Raw genomic sequence first — 17,642 nt, forward strand, 5'->3', positions numbered from 1 at the left:
TATGTTCCATATCCCCCCAATCCGCTTCATTGCAATTCCTCCACCAAACGGTTAATTATATCTTGTGCAACCTCCGGCTTCGACTTCAGCGGATAATCCGTATGTCCTTGCCGATCAATGATGCTGATCTTATTTGTATCATAACGAAATCCTGCTCCGGAATCGTTCAAAGAATTAAGTACGATAAAATCAAAATTCTTCCGTTCCAGCTTACTCTGGGCATTGTGCTGCTCATCATTCGTTTCGAGTGCAAAGCCTACCAATTTCTGCTTTGCTGTTTTAATCCGTCCCAGCGTAGCAGCAATATCCTGTGTAGGCTTAAGACGAAGCGTCAGATCGTCGTTCTCCCGCTTTATTTTATAGCCGGCTGTCGTTTCCGGTGTAAAATCTGCCACAGCAGCGCAAAGAATACCAGCATCAGCCTGCTGAAAATATAATTGTGCCTGATTGGCCATCTCAACAGCACTTTCCACATCAATACGATGAATACGCGGATGGGATGTCTGTAAACACACCGGGCCAGTAACCAACATCACTTCTGCACCTCGACCGGCACACTCTTCGGCAAGTGCAAACCCCATCTTTCCGGAAGAATAATTACCAATAAATCGTACCGGATCTATCTTTTCGTAAGTCGGACCGGCAGTGATCAATATCTTTTTTCCTGCCAGATCACCACTGGCCGAAAAATAAGCATTAAGAACACGAATAATATTTTCGGGCTCTTCCATACGTCCTTTCCCCACAAGATGGCTCGCCAAAAATCCCGTACCAGGTTCTATGATATGATTGCCATACGAACGTAAAATGTCCAGATTCTTTTGAGTGGAAGGATGAGCATACATATCGAGATCCATTGCCGGTGCTACAAAAACAGGTGCTTTGGCAGACAGATAAGTAGTAATCAGCATATTGTCGGCAATGCCGTTTGCCATCTTACCGATAGTAGCAGCAGTGGCGGGAGCTATCAGCATGGCATCTGCCCAAAGGCCAAGATCCACATGACTATTCCATGTACCATCCCGCTGTGCAAAAAACTCACTAATAACAGGCTTGCTGGTTAACGCCGACAGTGTGATAGGAGTAATAAATTCCTTCCCTGCAGGAGTAATAACTACCTGCACTTCAGCACCCAGCTTTATAAGTCCCCGAATAATATAACAGGCTTTGTAAGCAGCAATACTACCAGTGATCCCAAGAATTATTTTTTTACCTTTCAATTTTGTGATTTTTAATTTATGAATTATGATTTATCGGCTATACTATGTATCACACCCAACATAAATCATAATTTATAATTCATATTACTCATTTCTCTCAGCCTGATTTTTGTCAACATCGCTTTGGTATTGAGTGTAAAGTCACTATTCAGAATCCAACTGTAATATCCCGGATCTTTCTTCAAAACTTCTATCACGGACTGACCTTTATACTTACCGAAATTAAATACTTCTACCCCATTATCATCATATACCATACGCCCGGCAAAATCTACATTCTTATTGAAGCTGGAGTAATCTGCCAGAAATGCAATATCATTCTGCAACTCTTCTGAATAGCGGTCAAGCTGTGCTTTCAATACCTCATAGGTAGCACGGGTATCGGCTTCGGCAGTGTGTGCATCTTCCAAGCTTTTCTCACAATAAAACTTATAAGCAGCAGAAAGTGTACGCTGCTCCATCTTATGGAAAATGACCTGAACGTCTACAAATTTACGTTTACTAATGTCTATATCCACTCCTGCTCGCAAAAATTCTTCTACCAGCACAGGTACATCAAAACGGTTAGAGTTGAATCCTGCCAGATCACAACCTTCAATATCATTGGCTATATTTTTTGCTACTTCCTTAAAAGTAGGGCAATCTGCCACATCTGCATCAAAAATCCCATGCACGGCAGAAGAAGCTTCAGGAATATGCATTTCCGGGTTGATACGCATGGTTTTAGTCTCTTCATTTCCATTTGGATGTACCTTGAGGTAACAGATTTCTACGATCCGGTCTGTATTGATGTTTGTACCTGTCGTTTCAAGATCGAAAAAAACGATAGGATTCTTAAGGTTTAATTTCATATTCTGTTTAAAGTCTTTATCTGTAAAAAAAATAAAAGTTGAAAATTGAGAGTTGAAAGTCAGCTGCGCTATCATACTGCATAGCAACTTTCAACTCTCAACTTCAACTTTCAACTGAATCAATCGTTCAGCATCATCGGCATGAGTAACATCAACAGGTCTTCATTCTCTTCCTGCTCCACAGGAACAACCACACCAGCACGCGATGGATCTGCCAATTCAACTATGACTTCTTCTGCCGAAATATTATTGAGAATATCAATCAAGAACGTTGATTTAAAACCAATACTCATCGGAGCGCCAGCATATTGACATACCTGAGTTTCTTCTGCAGAAGTTGAGAAATCGATATCCTGTGCGGAAATTACTATTTCGTTCTCCTGGATACGGAGTTTTATCAAACTGCTGGCCTGCGACGAGAAGATTGACACACGACGCAAAGCTCCTATCAGTTGCTGACGGTCTACAGTCACCTTATGCGGGTTATTCTGCGGAATTACTGAGTTATAGTTAGGGTAACGGCCTTCAATAAGACGACATACCATACGATAGTTTTCAAGTGTGAAAACAGCATTGCGTTCGTCAAACTCAATCACTACCATGCCATTTTCTTTCGGCAGCAGATTCTTGAGCAAAGTAGCCGGCTTCTTTGGCAAAATAAAGGCAGCACGCTCATTGCCACGGGCAGCAAGTGTTTTACAACGTACCAATTTGTGCCCATCCGAAGCTACCATTGTAATATCTTCAGTAGTGATATCAAAATAAATACCATTCATCACAGGCCGCAATTCGTCATCTGCAGTAGCAAATACACTGCGATTAATACCACCCAGCAGTATATCTGCACTCATCTCCACCCTAACAGCACTTTCACCCAACGTGGCAGACTGAGGAAATTCATCGGCATTCTGCCCCATAAGGCTATATTTTCCGTTCTGATACTGCACAGTAATTTCAAGAGTTTCGGTATTTACATCGAACGTTAACGGCTGTTCGGGTATCTCCTTTAAAGCATCGAGCAATGTTTTGTTAGCCACTGCAAAGCGACCATTCATATCACTTTCATTGACCTCGACAGAGGTTACCATCGTCGTTTCACTATCAGAAACGGTCACAGACAACGTTCCGTCTTCCAGTTCGAAGAGGAAACAATCCAAAATAGGCAGCGCATTTTTTGAGTTTATCACACGGCTAATAGCCTGTAAATGGCTGAAAAGCGCAGTACTAGAAACGATAAATTTCATATATTTCCGAATGTTTAATTTTTAATTTTATCAATGCACAAAGTTACAAAAAAAGATTGGGGTGCACCAACAAAACGAAAGAAAAAACACCGGGTTGTGCTTTAGATATTCCTAAAAAATTGTAACTTCGCCGCAGAATTTAAATTTATCGCAATGGAATTTACAGGAAAAATTATCGCTATACTCCAGCCCAGAGGCGGAGTTTCTAAGACTGGGAACGAATGGAAATCGCAGGAATATGTTATTGAAAACCACGACCAGTACCCACGTAAAATGTGTTTTGACGTATTTGGTGCTGACAAAATAGAGCAGTTCAATATCCAGATGGGCGAAGAGCTCACCGTATCCTTTGACGTCGATGCACGTCAATGGCAGGATCGTTGGTTCAACAGTATACGTGCATGGAAAGTGGAACGCGTAGCAGCAGGTGCACCCATGGCTCCGGGCGCTCCGGTTCCTCCTCCAGCCCCGACAGCAGCACCCGAGTTTATCGCTGGTGACGCAAAGGATGACCTGCCATTCTAAGAAAAAAAAATTATCAGAGAGTTCTTTTTGTATTATCCCTGGTAAACCCTTACTTTCCTCGGGAGTAAATCCCGCTTTTCTCCCGAGGAAAATTAAGCATTCCCGCACACTTCTCTTGAGTGAGTTCTATGCTCTATATCTTTACGCGTGTTATTGCACAAGCACGTTATTAAGACCATACACAACTGATTATTAAAAAAAGCGACATTAAACTTTAGGATTATTTCTGACGAAATTCAGAAAGCACCCGGAAATCAGAAGCTTTTAACACAATAATTATCCAGCTAAACGAAGCTTAAAAAGCGCATCTTTATCCCGAAAAAATCAATAGTTCTCACTCCCTTTATATTGCAAAACTACGTTCGGATAAATCTGCCCATCCATACTCGTAAATTGGGCAGAAAGAACAAAATGACGGAAAAAGTCAGGGTTACGGAAGAAAAAACCTGGAACAAGCCTGACATAACTTTCAGGCTGAGCAAACATATTGCCCAAGTCGGCAACAAGCATAAAATTATACACATCAGATAAGCCTGATACACTTTCCTGATACGCAGGCAATTCTTCCAACACTTCTTTTTTATCCAAATGCCCAATGTAACAAGAGAGGCTCTCAGAATCAGGAGCTAACAACAACCGACCATCGTACAAACATGCATAAACATACAATGAAGATTGCGTCACACCAGTCAGTTGTGCAAACAACGTATTACGCGGCAGCACATAGAGGGTATATGCCCGATTAGAAGTATAACAAAAAGTCATAGGAGGTACAGAAGGCGCATCTTCCTCCTTTGGGGTATTCTCTATCAGCGATTTCAACATTCGTTCAGCCTGCACCACATCATCAACAGGCAAACTTGCCACGGCAGCCGGAAAAGTAACAGTATCATTACGGTGAAAAAGACAAGTCATTATATCATGTTTACCATTCTCTTTGAGATAAGACAATAACGCCTCATCACGTGCACTGATATAATCCGAATAAGTAGCTGTAGCATACTCCTGACCACTTGTAAAATCGAACATCGCCTGCAAATCACTTACCGAACGCTGACTGAAAAAGAATGTGGACACCGGAAGAATATCCCCAGGAAAACCCTCCAGCGGTTGTTGCTGACGCAACATGTTCATAAACGTCAGACATGTATCCGTATCATGGCTGATACCCGAGAAATAAATAGCATCTCCATTGAGCTTCATATCAAACTCTGTCCAGCCGCCAAGATCCGTATGCGAGCGGATACCATCAGTCATTTTACCCATATCCAGCGACTCCATGCGAGCATAAATCGTGGCAGCCACATTACTTTTTTTAGCCGCATGTATCTTAGAAAAAGAATCATCTCTAAGTAACGACTTACCTGACAAACGTGCATCAATCACCTGTTCTATCAATTTCTTCTGATAACTGACAGCTAAAAAACCGGAAGTAACATAACAAGCCAGAAAATCATCGTCCGGCAAAGGATAGATACGTATCTCCTCTCCTTTATAATCAAACAATTTGGAAGGAAATGTACTCGAACAATATTTTTTGATGAATTTTTCCACCAATTCATAATCCCCCGAACCAAGAGCACAATAGAGTACCTGATTACGATCGTTATCCGGCTCATGAAAACTAAGCAACATTTTACTCATCTGCCTGCTCAGCCCATGGGGAGTATCCTCGAGAAGCGTATAAAGATGCAGTTTAAGATAAGAGAAAATTTTAGAAATATACAAATAATTATTATCCCGACTACAGTTCAGTTCATTAATTTCCTGTACCAGGGTACACATGTCATCTGTCTCAAAAACAACTGTTGCCGTAGGCGGTACAAGTGTATAAAGTTCAAAGTCCTCCTTATTTTCTGCTGCCGACAACTTGAAAAATGAGAACACAACAAAACCTGTACACAAAAGCGCAACAGAAGTGGTAATTGCTATTTTGACGAAGGTACGAAGTTTCATAATATTGCTTCTTTTACCGACTGCAGGCAAAAATAAGGATTTCCGTTAAAGAATCAAAACTTTTGCGAAAATATTTCTGTTCCGTCCGATGCAAAGTGCACATGGGGAGGCAGTTGTTTTTCAACTTCCGCCTGAAGCCCTATGTGATGGCTCATATGAATGAAATAAGTTTCTTTAGCTCCAATCCTCCGCGCAGTGTCAAGGGCTTCTGCCAGGTTCTGATGCGTTGGATGAGGAGCAATCCGCAGCGCATTTACCACCAGAACATCAAGCTGGCGTAATTGTTCATAAGATACATCAGGCATTGTCAGCATATCAGTAATATACCCTATATTCCCAATGCGATACCCCAGAATAGGAAGCCTGCCGTGCATTACACGCAAAGGGGTTACCGGGATATGATTAATCAAAAAAGTACGATTTTCTTCAATCTCCTGCAACGGAATATTGGGAACTCCGGGATAACTATGATCCACAAAACAGTAAGGCATACGGGTACGCAGACGTTCCGCCGTATGTGGCTCAGCATAAATAGGTACTTCACCAAAACGGCAAAAAGGCCGCAAATCATCCAAACCACCTACATGATCGTAATGTTCGTGAGTGATAAGTACTCCATCTATCTTCTTAAAGGGAAGTCCGAGCACCTGAGTCCGGAAATCCGGGCCACAATCAATAAGTATACGCGTATCGTCTGTTTCAATAAGAGCAGAAGCACGCAGTCGGTGATCACGAGGATCAGAAGAAGTGCAGACAGGACAAGTACAACCTATCTCAGGCACTCCTGTAGAAGTACCGCTTCCTAATATTGTTATCTTCATGAGTTATAATTTATGATTGATGAATTATGAGCTGCATAGCATAATTCATTAAACAAAGTTTACTTCCGGATGAATGTCAATCCCGAACTTTTCGCGTACGGAAGCCCGTACCGCATCTGAAAGCGCAATAATGTCACTACCTTTTGCACCGCCACAATTCACTAACACCAATGCTTGTTTATCATGTACAGCAGCCGGTCCTAATGCTTTTCCCTTCCAGCCGCACTGGTCTATCATCCATCCGGCAGGAATTTTCACCCTTCCGTCTGCCAATTCATAGAATGGCATACGCGGATATTCCTGTTGCAAAGCTTCAAATTGCTTTCGGGGAACAATAGGATTCATAAAGAAGCTACCGGCATTACCCATTACTTTCGGATCGGGCAATTTACTCTTACGAATATCGATAATCACACGGCGTACTATTGGCAATGTCACCGCCGGATACTTCTCCAACTCCTGACGAATTGTGCCATAGTCCAATGTATAATGCTCTTGTTTACTCAGACAGAAACATACATGAGTAACGAAAACATCTTTCATTTCCGCACGCTTAAAGATACTATCACGATAAGCATACTGGCATTCATCTACGCTATAAACACGCTGCTCCCCTTCTATGTTCATTGTCACCACAGCCGTAATCAGGTCTTTTACCTCTACACCATAAGCCCCGATATTCTGCACAGCACTTGCCCCCACTTCACCGGGAATCAATGAAAGATTTTCGGCTCCATACCATCCCCTGGCAACACATTCGGCAACAAAATCATCCCACTGTACACCGGCACCTACCCGTACCCGTACTTCCTGCTCATTCTCATCGAGAATTTCCAGTCCATCAATGAGGGAATGAAGAATTGTACCCGGATAATCTTTGGTAAAAAGCAAATTACTTCCACCACCAATATGTAAATAGGGTTTAACAATCAGCCCCTGAAGTATCAGTTCACGGAGTTCATCCACAGAAGAATATTCCAATAAACAGGCGGCTTTCACATCAATGCCAAATGTATTGTGAGATAAAAGAGAGCAATTTTTTTGTTTCATAATTTAACCAATTATTCAATATAATAAAAGAATATACCGACTATATTCCTCTTATCTGTTGTGCCGCAAAATTAATGAAATTATTCTTTCTTTTGCCTTGATACAAAAGAAAGACAGAATAACCACACAAAATATTAAGTTCAAAACTGATGGAAAGGGACTAAATAGCTTTTTTTCTTAAAAAGGAACATTCCTTTTCCCGGTGCGCAGTCTTGTTTTAGATGTACATGTAAAGCTGCATGAGATGCGCATGTCGTACTGTCCCACATGCGCATGTCGTACCGCTTTACATGTACATCTAAAACAACGTTACACACCGAGGCTTCATACGTTGCTCCACGAGAAGGGGCTTTATCAATACCGGAGAAAGGGATGGATAGTTATGGCAGACAACATTTAGCATAAACGGATCAGAAATAAGGGAAATTCACCACAGAGTAACACAGAGTTCCACAGAGTAGTATCTATCTGATGGAACGCGGATTAACACAGGATTAACGCAGATTAAAAGACTGTAGTTCTTTATCATCATTTGTTTCCCTTTGCGAAAAACTACGTTCATCTACGTTTTGACGATGTAGCATCGCCTGTCGCACCTCCCTGTGCGGGAAGCACTCAAATACTCACATCCTCAAACTTATACAGTTCCCACTCTCCGCTATTTTCTTTCCTTTTGAAATAGAGAATATTAGAAAGTCCGTTTCCTATTCCCTTCAGGGCAAGAACTTTAGTAGAAGAATTATTAGTATTCTTTTGTCCGTAATTAATATTCGACAATCTATCGGTAGGTAATGTCGGTTTGAAGGCAAACCACTGGTTAAGATCAAGGGTTGTTTCCAAAACAGAAAAATCATCGTCCGGATCAGTAGTTACAAACATCAAGGGCTGACGTACACGACGACATTGAAAAAGACTATCCGTTGCAAAACGTCCGAAGAATTCTACAAAATCCTCAGTATCCCCTTTCTCTACAGGACGCAGATTAATAGCTTCCAGCATCCATGCTCCCTTCACCCGCTCGAAATAATACTTCTTCACCATGTGAGTACGGATAAAGATCCATTCTACCTGCACGGAAGTAAGCGCAGTATCGCCTACCAGATCCATATCTTCCTCGCTATCAAAAAGTAAAGTGTAATAGCTCTGCTTTGTAAACAGATCATCATGTTTCCAGTACTTCTTTTCAATTTTTGAAGGTTCATCTCCGTTATAATAAGCCAACGGAAACTTTACGCGCTGCTGCTGCAACTCGTCATCGGAAGCAAAATTATAAATAAAGTCATCGAATGATTCGTCAGCCTCTATCGGCTTCGGTCCCTCTGATGTCTTTGATTGGTGGAGCGTATCAGCTCTGTGAAGAACCGAATCCACCTCATTTGTAAGTGATGCGAAGGGGTCAAGATTCGCTCTCTTGTTTCCACAAGAAGCAAGAAGAGCGAGGGCAACAGCCCCCGCAATAAGTTTTTTCATTATTTCAGTTTAGCTCTTAATTTTTCAAGCATATCCACTGTCATACTTTCCAAATCATAAGCCGGTTTCCACCCCCACTCTTCACGAGCGCAGGTATCATCCAGGCTATCGGGCCAACTATCGGCAATACGCTGTTTCAAAGGATCTACCTGATAGATCATTTTGAAATCGGGCACATGCCTACGGATGGCTTCGTAAATTGCCTCCGGATCAAAACTCATGGAAGCAATATTGAAAGCATTACGGTGAATCAGTTTCTCCGGATCAGCTTCCATCAGCGAGATGGCAGCATTCAAAGCATCCGGCATATACATCATATCCATCAACGTACCTTTGGCGATAGGACATACAAAGGTTTCACCTTTTACGGCAGAATAATATATATCAACAGCATAATCCGTTGTTCCGCCACCCGGAGGGGTCACATTGGAAATAATTCCGGGGAAACGAACTGCACGGGTATCTACTCCGTATTTATTATGGTAATAGTCACTCAACAACTCAGTAGTCACCTTGGAAATGCCATACATCGTACGCGGACGCTGAATGGTGTCCTGCGGCGTTTTCGTGTGTGGTGTATCTGCTCCGAACGATCCGATAGAACTCGGTGTAAACACCGCACATCCATGGATACGCGCTGTTTCAAGTACATTCCACAAACCATCAATACCTATTTTCCAGGCAAGCTTTGGTTTTGACTCAGCTACAACAGACAACAAGGCCGCAAGGTTGTATATTGTGTCAATATTATATTCTTTTACTACGGACTCAATCATTTCGGCGTTCGTTACATCAACTACTGCCGCGGGGCCCGATTCTTTCAATTCTCCTTTAGGTTCTGCACCGGGAATATATCCGGCTACAACGTTCTCATTTCCATAGCGATTACGCAGTTCCATCGTGAGCTCCGAACCAATCTGCCCGGTAGCTCCAATTACCAAAATATTTTTCATTCTTCCAACTTATAGGGTATATTAAGCTAAATGGTGCGCAAAGTAAGCACTTTTTTTTCACTTTTATAGCAAATAGTCATTGTAATTTGGAGAAAAATAATGTCCTTTGCATAGAAACTAAAACTCCAAACGCTATGTACGGTAAAATGAAAGAACACCTCAGCAATACACTTGCTGAAATTAAAGAAGCCGGACTCTATAAAGAAGAACGACTCATTGAAAGTGCACAACAAGCAGCGATCACTGTAAAAGGAAAAGAAGTACTGAACTTTTGTGCTAATAACTATCTGGGACTCTCCAATAATCCCCGTTTGATAGAGGGAGCAAAGAAGATGATGGACCGTCGCGGATATGGTATGTCATCCGTCCGTTTTATCTGTGGGACCCAGGATATTCACAAAGAACTGGAAGCTGCAATCTCTGACTATTTCCGGACAGAAGATACAATTTTATATGCCGCTTGTTTTGATGCCAACGGCGGTGTTTTCGAGCCATTATTCACAGAAGAAGACGCTATTATTTCGGATTCACTGAATCATGCTTCTATTATAGACGGTGTACGCCTCTGTAAAGCTAAACGTTATCGCTATGCCAATGCTGATATGGAGGAACTGGAAAAGTGTCTTCAGGAAGCTCAGGCACAACGGTTCCGCATTATAGTGACAGACGGTGTATTCTCAATGGATGGCAATGTGGCCCCTATGGATAAAATTTGTGATCTCGCCGAGAAATACGACGCACTGGTAATGGTAGATGAATCTCACTCGGCCGGTGTGGTAGGTGCAACAGGTCATGGTGTGAGCGAACTCTACAAGACCTACGGACGTGTGGACATTTATACCGGTACATTGGGCAAAGCTTTTGGCGGTGCACTGGGAGGATTCACCACAGGACGTAAAGAGATTATCGACCTATTGCGCCAACGCAGTCGCCCCTATCTGTTCTCTAACTCATTGGCTCCGGGCATTATCGGTGCAAGTCTTGAAGTATTCAAAATGCTGAAAGAAAGTAATGCGTTACACGATAAACTGGTAGAGAACGTCAACTACTTCCGTGACAAAATGATGGCTGCCGGATTTGACATAAAACCGACACAGAGCGCAATCTGTGCAGTTATGTTGTATGATGCCAAACTTTCTCAAGATTACGCTGCCCGCATGCTCGAAGAAGGTATTTATGTGACAGGGTTCTACTATCCGGTAGTTCCGAAAGAACAGGCACGCATTCGCGTACAAATTTCTGCAGGACATGACAAAGAGCACCTGGACAAGTGTATCAATGCCTTCATTAAAGTAGGCAAAGAACTTGGCGTGCTGAAATGATCTTTAAATAAGTAATTAAGAGTAGTCAAGTAGTAAGTAGACGATAGCCCGGTTTCTGTGATTCAGATACTCAATCACTATCGTCTACTTACTACTTGACTACTTACTACTCTCTCATCTACTCTCAACCACATACCACTAAAAAAAACATTATGGAAGAACTTACACTCACAACGCCTGCCCTACTCTTTTCGGCAGTTTCACTTATCCTGTTAGCATACACGAATCGTTTTCTGTCGTATGCCCAACTGGTACGCCAATTGCGTGATCGTTATATGGAAAATCCTACCGACATCACCGTTGCACAAATTGAGAATCTGCGCAAACGTCTCAACCTGACCCGTACCATGCAAGGGCTGGGCATTGCAAGTCTGTTCTTTTGTGTTGTCAGCATGTTTCTTATCTATATCGGACTGCAATTACTATCTGCCTACGTGTTCGGACTGGCACTACTCTTGCTGATAGCTTCATTGGGAGTTTCTTTCCGGGAAATACAAATATCTACCCGTTCACTGGAGATCTACCTGAGCACAATGGAAAAAAAGATAAATTGACCAAAGTATGAACCGACAGCGGTCTTAGAAATCACAATTTAAGATACAACGTGACAGGGAAGTACCACTGTAAACCGGCTTCCCTTAGACGGTTCGGACCAAAGTTCAATGCTCCCACCGGACTTCTCAACAATCAACTGGCAAATGGATAATCCAAGCCCCGTCCCCTGTGCAAATTCATCCTGTTTATAGAACCGACTGAAAATAATACGTTGCTCTTCCACAGGGATACCAATACCGGTATCCTCCACATAGATACGTACCTGATTTTCTTCGGGTACATAGCGATACCCCAGCTTAATATATCCTTCTTTTGTGAATTTAGACGCATTGTTCAGAAAGTTAGTCAGCACTTGCGTCAGACGATCCTGGTCCACTTCTATTTCCATCGGAATATCATCCATCTCTTCTATAAACTCCAATTGAGCAGGAATCAATACCTTATGGGTAGTGTAAACCCTATTAACCAACTCAGATATCTGGCATTTGCTCTCCTGAAAAGTCATATTCCCCGACTCAATACGCGACAGTTCGAGAATATCATTAATAAGCTTTAGCAGCAACTCGCTATTCCGGTTAATAGTATCTATATATTCCATTTTATCTGATTCTTCCAAATCATCATCCATAGCCAGAATATTTGAAAAGCCAACAATCGCGTTGAGAGGTGTACGTATCTCATGGCTCATATTTGCCAGAAACGACTGTTTAAGCTCTGCCTTTTCAGCCAGACGACGCGCATCCTCCAGCTCTTGTTCACGGTCTTTAATGGTTTGAATATTTAATAGTAAACCAGCGGTTTTAGTCTGCCCGGAAACCGAATAAGAAGTTGTATAACGAAACTCCCACCATTGGTAACCCTGCCCGTCAAAATCACACTTTAACTGTACAATCTTCTTTTTTGCCAATGGCAAACTCTCCCGGTTCAACTCAAACTTATTACGCTGTTCCGGATGAACATAACTCTCCAATTCATCGATTGTTAACTTTCGGGGTAGTCCGTTTATAGATTTCCAAAAAGCATTTTCAAGTACAATACATTCATCCTGTAATTTCCAGGCATATGTATTCCCTCCCTCAATAGACAGTGCCAGCGTTTCTTTCTCGTCTGCTAAGGCATAAAGAGCCATTTTCTTTCGTTTCTGTTCACGCAGATAAAGAAACATCAACAAGCTGAATATACTAAACAGCAAAATGAAAACAAGTACCATCAATGCAGTCCAGATTCCTTTATACTGTTCTTTGAAAGGCATATTGATAAAGTGATACTTCTCCGGAATCCTTTCCTTATCCCACTGCAACTGCTTCAGTACCTGCCAGTCTATCAAAAACTCTTTCTTACTCTCACATACAGGTATATCTGCCGGGGAAGCTCCTTTAAGAATACGAACAGCAACCTTTACTTCCTCATTTGCTTGTACAGTTATCGGAGTGATATATCCTCCCAGTAATCTCTCACCATATCCAAATGCCTCATTAATCACCGTCATCCCGGGACTGGCTGAAACATTTCCCATATTTACCGTCGTAAAATCACGCTTCAACTGCACATAACATCCATTAGGGACATATTTGCTAAGACTCCATATAAGCGCACCTCCATAAGAATTACTACCTCTCGCAGCCATTGCATTGAAAGGTGTATAGCCTTCTTTCTTAACTAATGAATCTCTTTTTGCATTATTATATTCGGGATGGACTATCCCCGTTACCTTTTCGTCTTTCAGCTGCTCCTTCATATCATCCCGTATAGCCCTGTCAAGAAAAGTTTTGTCTAATATTGCAAAAGGACGTACATTTTCTCCAAACAATTCTTTCGCAACATGAAAATTCGTCCTGTAATCTATCTTATCATAAAATCCTGTCACATTAGGATATTGTTTTATCAACTCCCAGTTCGGATAATTAACACCGGCAAACACTATCGGAACCTCCTTTACCAAAGGATGTCCACACTTCAGTAATGAGTAGGTAGCCTGATCCTCATTCACCAAGATTACTTCCGGTTTCCAATCCTTTAATGAACTAAGTAATCTTCTCATTCTCTCCAGTTCAGGCTGCTCCTGATAGCTCTCGCAATCCAGGTAGAGTGTCCTTATATCCGGATCAATGGCTAATTTATTAAAATCTTCCTCTATCAAACGATTAAAATCAGGATAGGCAGCATAGCTAAATTCATAGGCATGAACAACCAGTATACGATGTGTATCTTTCTCTGAACACCCAGTAACAGATAACAGCAAAAAAAGCAAATATGTAAGTTTAAGAAATTTCTTATACATGTATTTTTTACTAATTAAAGATATAACGTATACCAAACTGAAGCTGCCAGCAATTACCGGATAAACGATTGGACATAAACGTTTCCGAAGGTAATGTAACGATTCCGTCATTCGACTGTGTCACCATAGTATAAACCGGCTCATTTGCAGAATTTACTCCCCTAAAGTTCAACAACTTATTAGTTCTGACACTCTTTGACACTCCCCAGGAACTATTCAACAAATTACCAATATTCATGATGTCTACACTAAACTGTAAAGTATTCATTGTCTTCCCGGCTTTTACCCGGAAGTCCTGCGTGAGACGTAAGTCGATACGATTAACCCAAGGCAAAAATGCTCCGTTTGTTTCAGCATATTCTCCTTTATGTTTTTTAAGATAAGGGTCCTGATTTACAAAAGTCCAAAAGGCATCCCGTTGTTCTTCGGCTGTAAATGTGCGATCCCCTACTTTCTGGTCCTGAAAGTTCAGTTCTGTTGAATTGGACGGAATATACATCAAATCAAATATATAACCGTCATTATTCATATCATTATCGTACAGATAAGAATAAGAACCTTCACGTTGTCCGGTATAGAAAATAGAAACAGACGTTGCATAATTATGTGCATACCGTATAGCATACGATGCTTCTGCTATCAACCGATGAGGAGAATACAGATAGGAAGCATTATGTAAAGCCAGGTAGTTGGCTCCCTGTACAGAAGCTTCCTGTTTCCAAGCCCCATCTATCTGATTACTCTGATTATTGGAAAGTGTACGTGAACAAGTGTAGGTGTAAGATGCCATCAGATTCAGCCCTTTTACCGGCATCATATGCAATGTAGCACTCAGGTTGTAACTATATCCTTTATGCGTATTCGTCATCAACATAGCATCCGTAATTTCCGGATGAATGTATTTTTCATCATTTCCCGGATAACGATAACGTTTGTCAGGACCTGAAAAAGTAGACATCTTTGGGTCATCCAAAGCTATCACATTAACATTCTGCTGTAAAATGGCATTGATATCCTTGATGAAAGTTCCTTCCAAAGTCATATCTGCCTTAAAGGGTAATAACAACTGATAGTCCAAGGCCAGTGATGTTTTCCATACCTGAGGCATCTTGAAATTACGGTCGATTGTAATAATATTGTTTACAGCTCCGGGTTCCGTCGGGAAACGGTCAGGAAATTGAGGAGCTATTTCCTGTAACACTTGTTGGGGCATACGAATACTTCCGGCCAGAGCAGTAAGCAAAGGGTCTCCCACAGTGGTTGTCGAAACCGTTGTCTGCAGTATACCACTTCCTTCCTGCATCTTTGAAAGGAAAATTAAAGGAAACCGACCGGTAAAAAGCCCTGTACCTCCACGCAGTTTGAGCCGGCTATCACCCAACAAATCATAATTAATACCCACTCTCGGAGAAATGAGCGGAGTGGCTTTAGGCCAGCTACCAGTACTCAATGTCTTTCCGTTAAAATCATATCCGGTAATAGAAGGATTCTCATATCGCTTATTTACATAGAAAGGAACATCCATACGGACACCATACACAAGTTTCAGACGGGAAGATACATTATAATCATCCTGTGCATATACTGAAAACTGATTGTAATGTACAGCCGATAATGCACGATCTTCTCCTGTCAGTGAATAGGTCATTGCAAAAGCAATCGGAGCCATCCGGTTAATAAAGTCATCATAGCTGGCATACCGGTAATATCCTGCTCCATAGCGCATGTAGCAGTTGGATACATTTTGTGACTCAAAGCTAAGTCCAGCACCTAAATTATGCGCCCCTAGCTGCGTAGAAAAATGATCGGTAACAGCCCATACTTTTTCTGTAATACCATTTCTCCATGCATGCTGATCGTAACCGGCATTCATAAAAGCACGGTTTATCCCTCCTTCGTCAGGCTTCATAATATCTACTGTCGGGAAGTCTCCGTTACATTTACGTTTGTTGCCGTCATTAAAAGTATAGCTTACCAATAGTTTATTATTCATCATCATCCCCAACCGGCTATTCAATTCGGCTGTCAAAGAGTTCACATTATTCGACTGCTTCCAAGTAGAATTTCGGAAGGTCATAGAGTAACGGCCCACCGGAGCCCCATTTATATTTAAAGCTGCGCCCACTACATTATTATCTTTCTGCTGGGAAGTATAGTTATAACGTACCATGAGTTTATGGCGTTCTGAAATATTCCAGTCCATACGCGCCATTGCACGGTAAGTATTTGTTCCTCCGCTAAAGTCGGTCCATGAACCTGTATCATAACCGTACATTGTTTTCAAGTCATTGGAAAAGCGACGCATGTCCGCGTCGGTAACACGCGATATCAAATGCTCAACATCTTCGGTTCCATCAGCAGAAAGTTTCCATTTATGCATTGGCTTCGGTTCATTCTCATACTCTCCATTGGCAAAAAAGAAAAGCCGGTTCTTCACAATTGGCCCTCCCAGAGTAAAGCCATAGATATTGCGTCGCTCTTCAGCACGTTCACCCAAATCTTCTCCATTCACCTCATTCCCACGGAGATTCTCGTTCTTAACATACATATACCCAGAACCACGAAACTGATTCGTACCACTCTTGGTCACAGCATTGACAGATGCTCCGATAAAATTAGTCTGCCGCACATCATAAGGAGCAATACTCACCTGGATTTCATCCAATGCATCTATGGAAATCGGATTACCACCGCCCGGTAAGACAGCTCCATCCAGTCCCATAGTATTATTAAAGTTTGCTCCATCAATACTATAATTATTCATTCTCTGATCCCGTCCTCCAAAGCCACTACCACTGGCATAAGGTGATAGTTTTGTAATATCACTCAAACTACGGTTAATGGTTGGCAACCGATTGATATCCTCAATAGTTATATGTGTGGAAGCACCTGTTTTCTCTCCGGCAAACTTTGAAGACGTTCCTACGACCACCACCTCATCCAATTCTGTCGATGAACTCAGCAAAGCATTACATGAGTAATTCTCAGCCAACCTCAAATAGATATCAGTAAATACAGCTCTGCGATGACCAACATAAGATATTTCAATCCGATAAGGCCCACCGATACGCATTCCCTGCAATTGATAATTCCCCTGAAGATTAGTGATAGTTCCATATTGAGTTCCCGAAGGCTCATGAATAGCCATAACAACAGCACCAGGTAGCGGTTCTTTATTTTCATCTGATACAAGACCACTCACAGAAGAGGTGGTAACCTGAGCATAACTCACTGTATAGCAAAATAAACAGCAAATTAGAAATATTATTTTGTTCATGCTTTCCACTTTATAAAAAAGATAAACGATCTTTTATCTTCTTTATGATAATTGGAGCAAAGATAGATAAATTTTGTAAAAATATGGGGGCTTACATTAAAAAAATCTTATTATTCC

The 17,642-nt window shown here is 41.7% G+C and carries 13 protein-coding genes; 3 read left to right on the forward strand and 10 right to left on the reverse strand.

What is annotated here, in order from left to right:
- Positions 1-26 precede the first annotated feature (26 nt).
- The 3 genes from coaBC to dnaN form a co-directional block, all read right to left on the reverse strand.
- Complete coding sequence (gene coaBC / locus HCG69_RS06360; RefSeq protein ID WP_221649355.1) at positions 27-1,220, reverse strand: bifunctional phosphopantothenoylcysteine decarboxylase/phosphopantothenate--cysteine ligase CoaBC; 1,194 nt, start codon at positions 1,218-1,220, stop codon at positions 27-29.
- 65 nt (positions 1,221-1,285) lie between these two features.
- Positions 1,286-2,071, reverse strand: a complete 786-nt coding sequence (locus HCG69_RS06365) for a 3'-5' exonuclease (protein ID WP_221649356.1) — start codon at positions 2,069-2,071, stop codon at positions 1,286-1,288.
- A 119-nt stretch (positions 2,072-2,190) separates the two neighbouring features.
- Complete coding sequence (gene dnaN, locus HCG69_RS06370; protein ID WP_221649357.1) at positions 2,191-3,315, reverse strand: DNA polymerase III subunit beta; 1,125 nt, start codon at positions 3,313-3,315, stop codon at positions 2,191-2,193.
- A gap of 153 nt (positions 3,316-3,468) precedes the next feature.
- Here dnaN and HCG69_RS06375 point away from each other — a divergent pair, with 153 nt between their 5' ends.
- A complete protein-coding gene (locus HCG69_RS06375) occupies positions 3,469-3,840 on the forward strand; it encodes a DUF3127 domain-containing protein (protein ID WP_221649358.1) in 372 nt (123 codons plus the stop codon).
- Between the two features lie 324 nt (positions 3,841-4,164).
- On the opposite strand, the gene HCG69_RS06380 is transcribed toward HCG69_RS06375, so the two are convergent.
- The 5 genes from HCG69_RS06380 to HCG69_RS06400 form a co-directional block, all read right to left on the reverse strand.
- Positions 4,165-5,796, reverse strand: a complete 1,632-nt coding sequence (locus tag HCG69_RS06380) for a DUF3352 domain-containing protein (protein ID WP_221649359.1) — start codon at positions 5,794-5,796, stop codon at positions 4,165-4,167.
- Positions 5,797-5,849: 53 nt separating this feature from the next.
- Positions 5,850-6,617, reverse strand: coding sequence for an MBL fold metallo-hydrolase (locus tag HCG69_RS06385; RefSeq protein WP_221649360.1), 768 nt, complete (start codon positions 6,615-6,617; stop codon positions 5,850-5,852).
- A gap of 48 nt (positions 6,618-6,665) precedes the next feature.
- Positions 6,666-7,667 (reverse strand): UDP-N-acetylmuramate dehydrogenase, encoded by a 1,002-nt coding sequence (gene murB / locus HCG69_RS06390; RefSeq protein WP_221649361.1) that lies wholly within the window; start codon positions 7,665-7,667, stop codon positions 6,666-6,668.
- Between the two features lie 615 nt (positions 7,668-8,282).
- A complete protein-coding gene (locus tag HCG69_RS06395) occupies positions 8,283-9,137 on the reverse strand; it encodes a DUF4348 domain-containing protein (RefSeq protein WP_221649362.1) in 855 nt (284 codons plus the stop codon).
- Complete coding sequence (locus HCG69_RS06400; RefSeq protein WP_025867600.1) at positions 9,137-10,090, reverse strand: NAD-dependent epimerase/dehydratase family protein; 954 nt, start codon at positions 10,088-10,090, stop codon at positions 9,137-9,139. Before HCG69_RS06400 ends, HCG69_RS06395 begins: the two co-directional genes overlap by 1 nt.
- A 134-nt stretch (positions 10,091-10,224) precedes the next feature.
- On the opposite strand from HCG69_RS06400, the gene kbl reads away from it, so the two are divergent.
- Together kbl and HCG69_RS06410 are read left to right on the forward strand one after the other, a co-directional pair.
- Positions 10,225-11,412 carry a glycine C-acetyltransferase gene (gene kbl, locus HCG69_RS06405; protein ID WP_221649363.1) on the forward strand — a complete coding sequence of 396 codons (1,188 nt, stop codon included), beginning with the start codon at positions 10,225-10,227 and terminating at the stop codon, positions 11,410-11,412.
- 152 nt (positions 11,413-11,564) lie between these two features.
- The gene (locus HCG69_RS06410; protein WP_002561509.1) at positions 11,565-11,966 is read left to right on the forward strand and encodes a DUF2721 domain-containing protein; all 402 of its coding nucleotides are present in this window, start codon (positions 11,565-11,567) and stop codon (positions 11,964-11,966) included.
- 38 nt (positions 11,967-12,004) lie between these two features.
- Here HCG69_RS06410 and HCG69_RS06415 read toward each other — a convergent pair whose 3' ends face one another.
- Together HCG69_RS06415 and HCG69_RS06420 are read right to left on the reverse strand one after the other, a co-directional pair.
- A complete protein-coding gene (locus HCG69_RS06415) occupies positions 12,005-14,248 on the reverse strand; it encodes a sensor histidine kinase (protein ID WP_221649364.1) in 2,244 nt (747 codons plus the stop codon).
- 10 nt (positions 14,249-14,258) lie between these two features.
- On the reverse strand, positions 14,259-17,525 hold the full coding sequence (locus HCG69_RS06420) for a carboxypeptidase regulatory-like domain-containing protein (RefSeq protein WP_221649365.1): 3,267 nt from the start codon (positions 17,523-17,525) through the stop codon (positions 14,259-14,261).
- Between the last annotated feature and the right edge of the window lie 117 nt (positions 17,526-17,642).

Source organism: Bacteroides sp. K03, assembly GCF_019734355.1.
GTDB classification, from domain to species: domain Bacteria; phylum Bacteroidota; class Bacteroidia; order Bacteroidales; family Bacteroidaceae; genus Bacteroides; species Bacteroides nordii.

Coding starts and splice junctions, on each gene's coding strand:
- HCG69_RS06365 (WP_221649356.1), bottom strand. CDS start 2,071: ATGAAATTAAACCTTAAGAATCCTATCGTTTTTTTCGATCTTGAAACG.
- dnaN (WP_221649357.1), bottom strand. CDS start 3,315: ATGAAATTTATCGTTTCTAGTACTGCGCTTTTCAGCCATTTACAGGCT.
- HCG69_RS06375 (WP_221649358.1), top strand. CDS start 3,469: ATGGAATTTACAGGAAAAATTATCGCTATACTCCAGCCCAGAGGCGGA.
- HCG69_RS06380 (WP_221649359.1), bottom strand. CDS start 5,796: ATGAAACTTCGTACCTTCGTCAAAATAGCAATTACCACTTCTGTTGCG.
- HCG69_RS06385 (WP_221649360.1), bottom strand. CDS start 6,617: ATGAAGATAACAATATTAGGAAGCGGTACTTCTACAGGAGTGCCTGAG.
- murB (WP_221649361.1), bottom strand. CDS start 7,667: ATGAAACAAAAAAATTGCTCTCTTTTATCTCACAATACATTTGGCATT.
- HCG69_RS06395 (WP_221649362.1), bottom strand. CDS start 9,137: ATGAAAAAACTTATTGCGGGGGCTGTTGCCCTCGCTCTTCTTGCTTCT.
- HCG69_RS06400 (WP_025867600.1), bottom strand. CDS start 10,090: ATGAAAAATATTTTGGTAATTGGAGCTACCGGGCAGATTGGTTCGGAG.
- kbl (WP_221649363.1), top strand. CDS start 10,225: ATGTACGGTAAAATGAAAGAACACCTCAGCAATACACTTGCTGAAATT.
- HCG69_RS06410 (WP_002561509.1), top strand. CDS start 11,565: ATGGAAGAACTTACACTCACAACGCCTGCCCTACTCTTTTCGGCAGTT.
- HCG69_RS06415 (WP_221649364.1), bottom strand. CDS start 14,248: ATGTATAAGAAATTTCTTAAACTTACATATTTGCTTTTTTTGCTGTTA.
- HCG69_RS06420 (WP_221649365.1), bottom strand. CDS start 17,525: ATGAACAAAATAATATTTCTAATTTGCTGTTTATTTTGCTATACAGTG.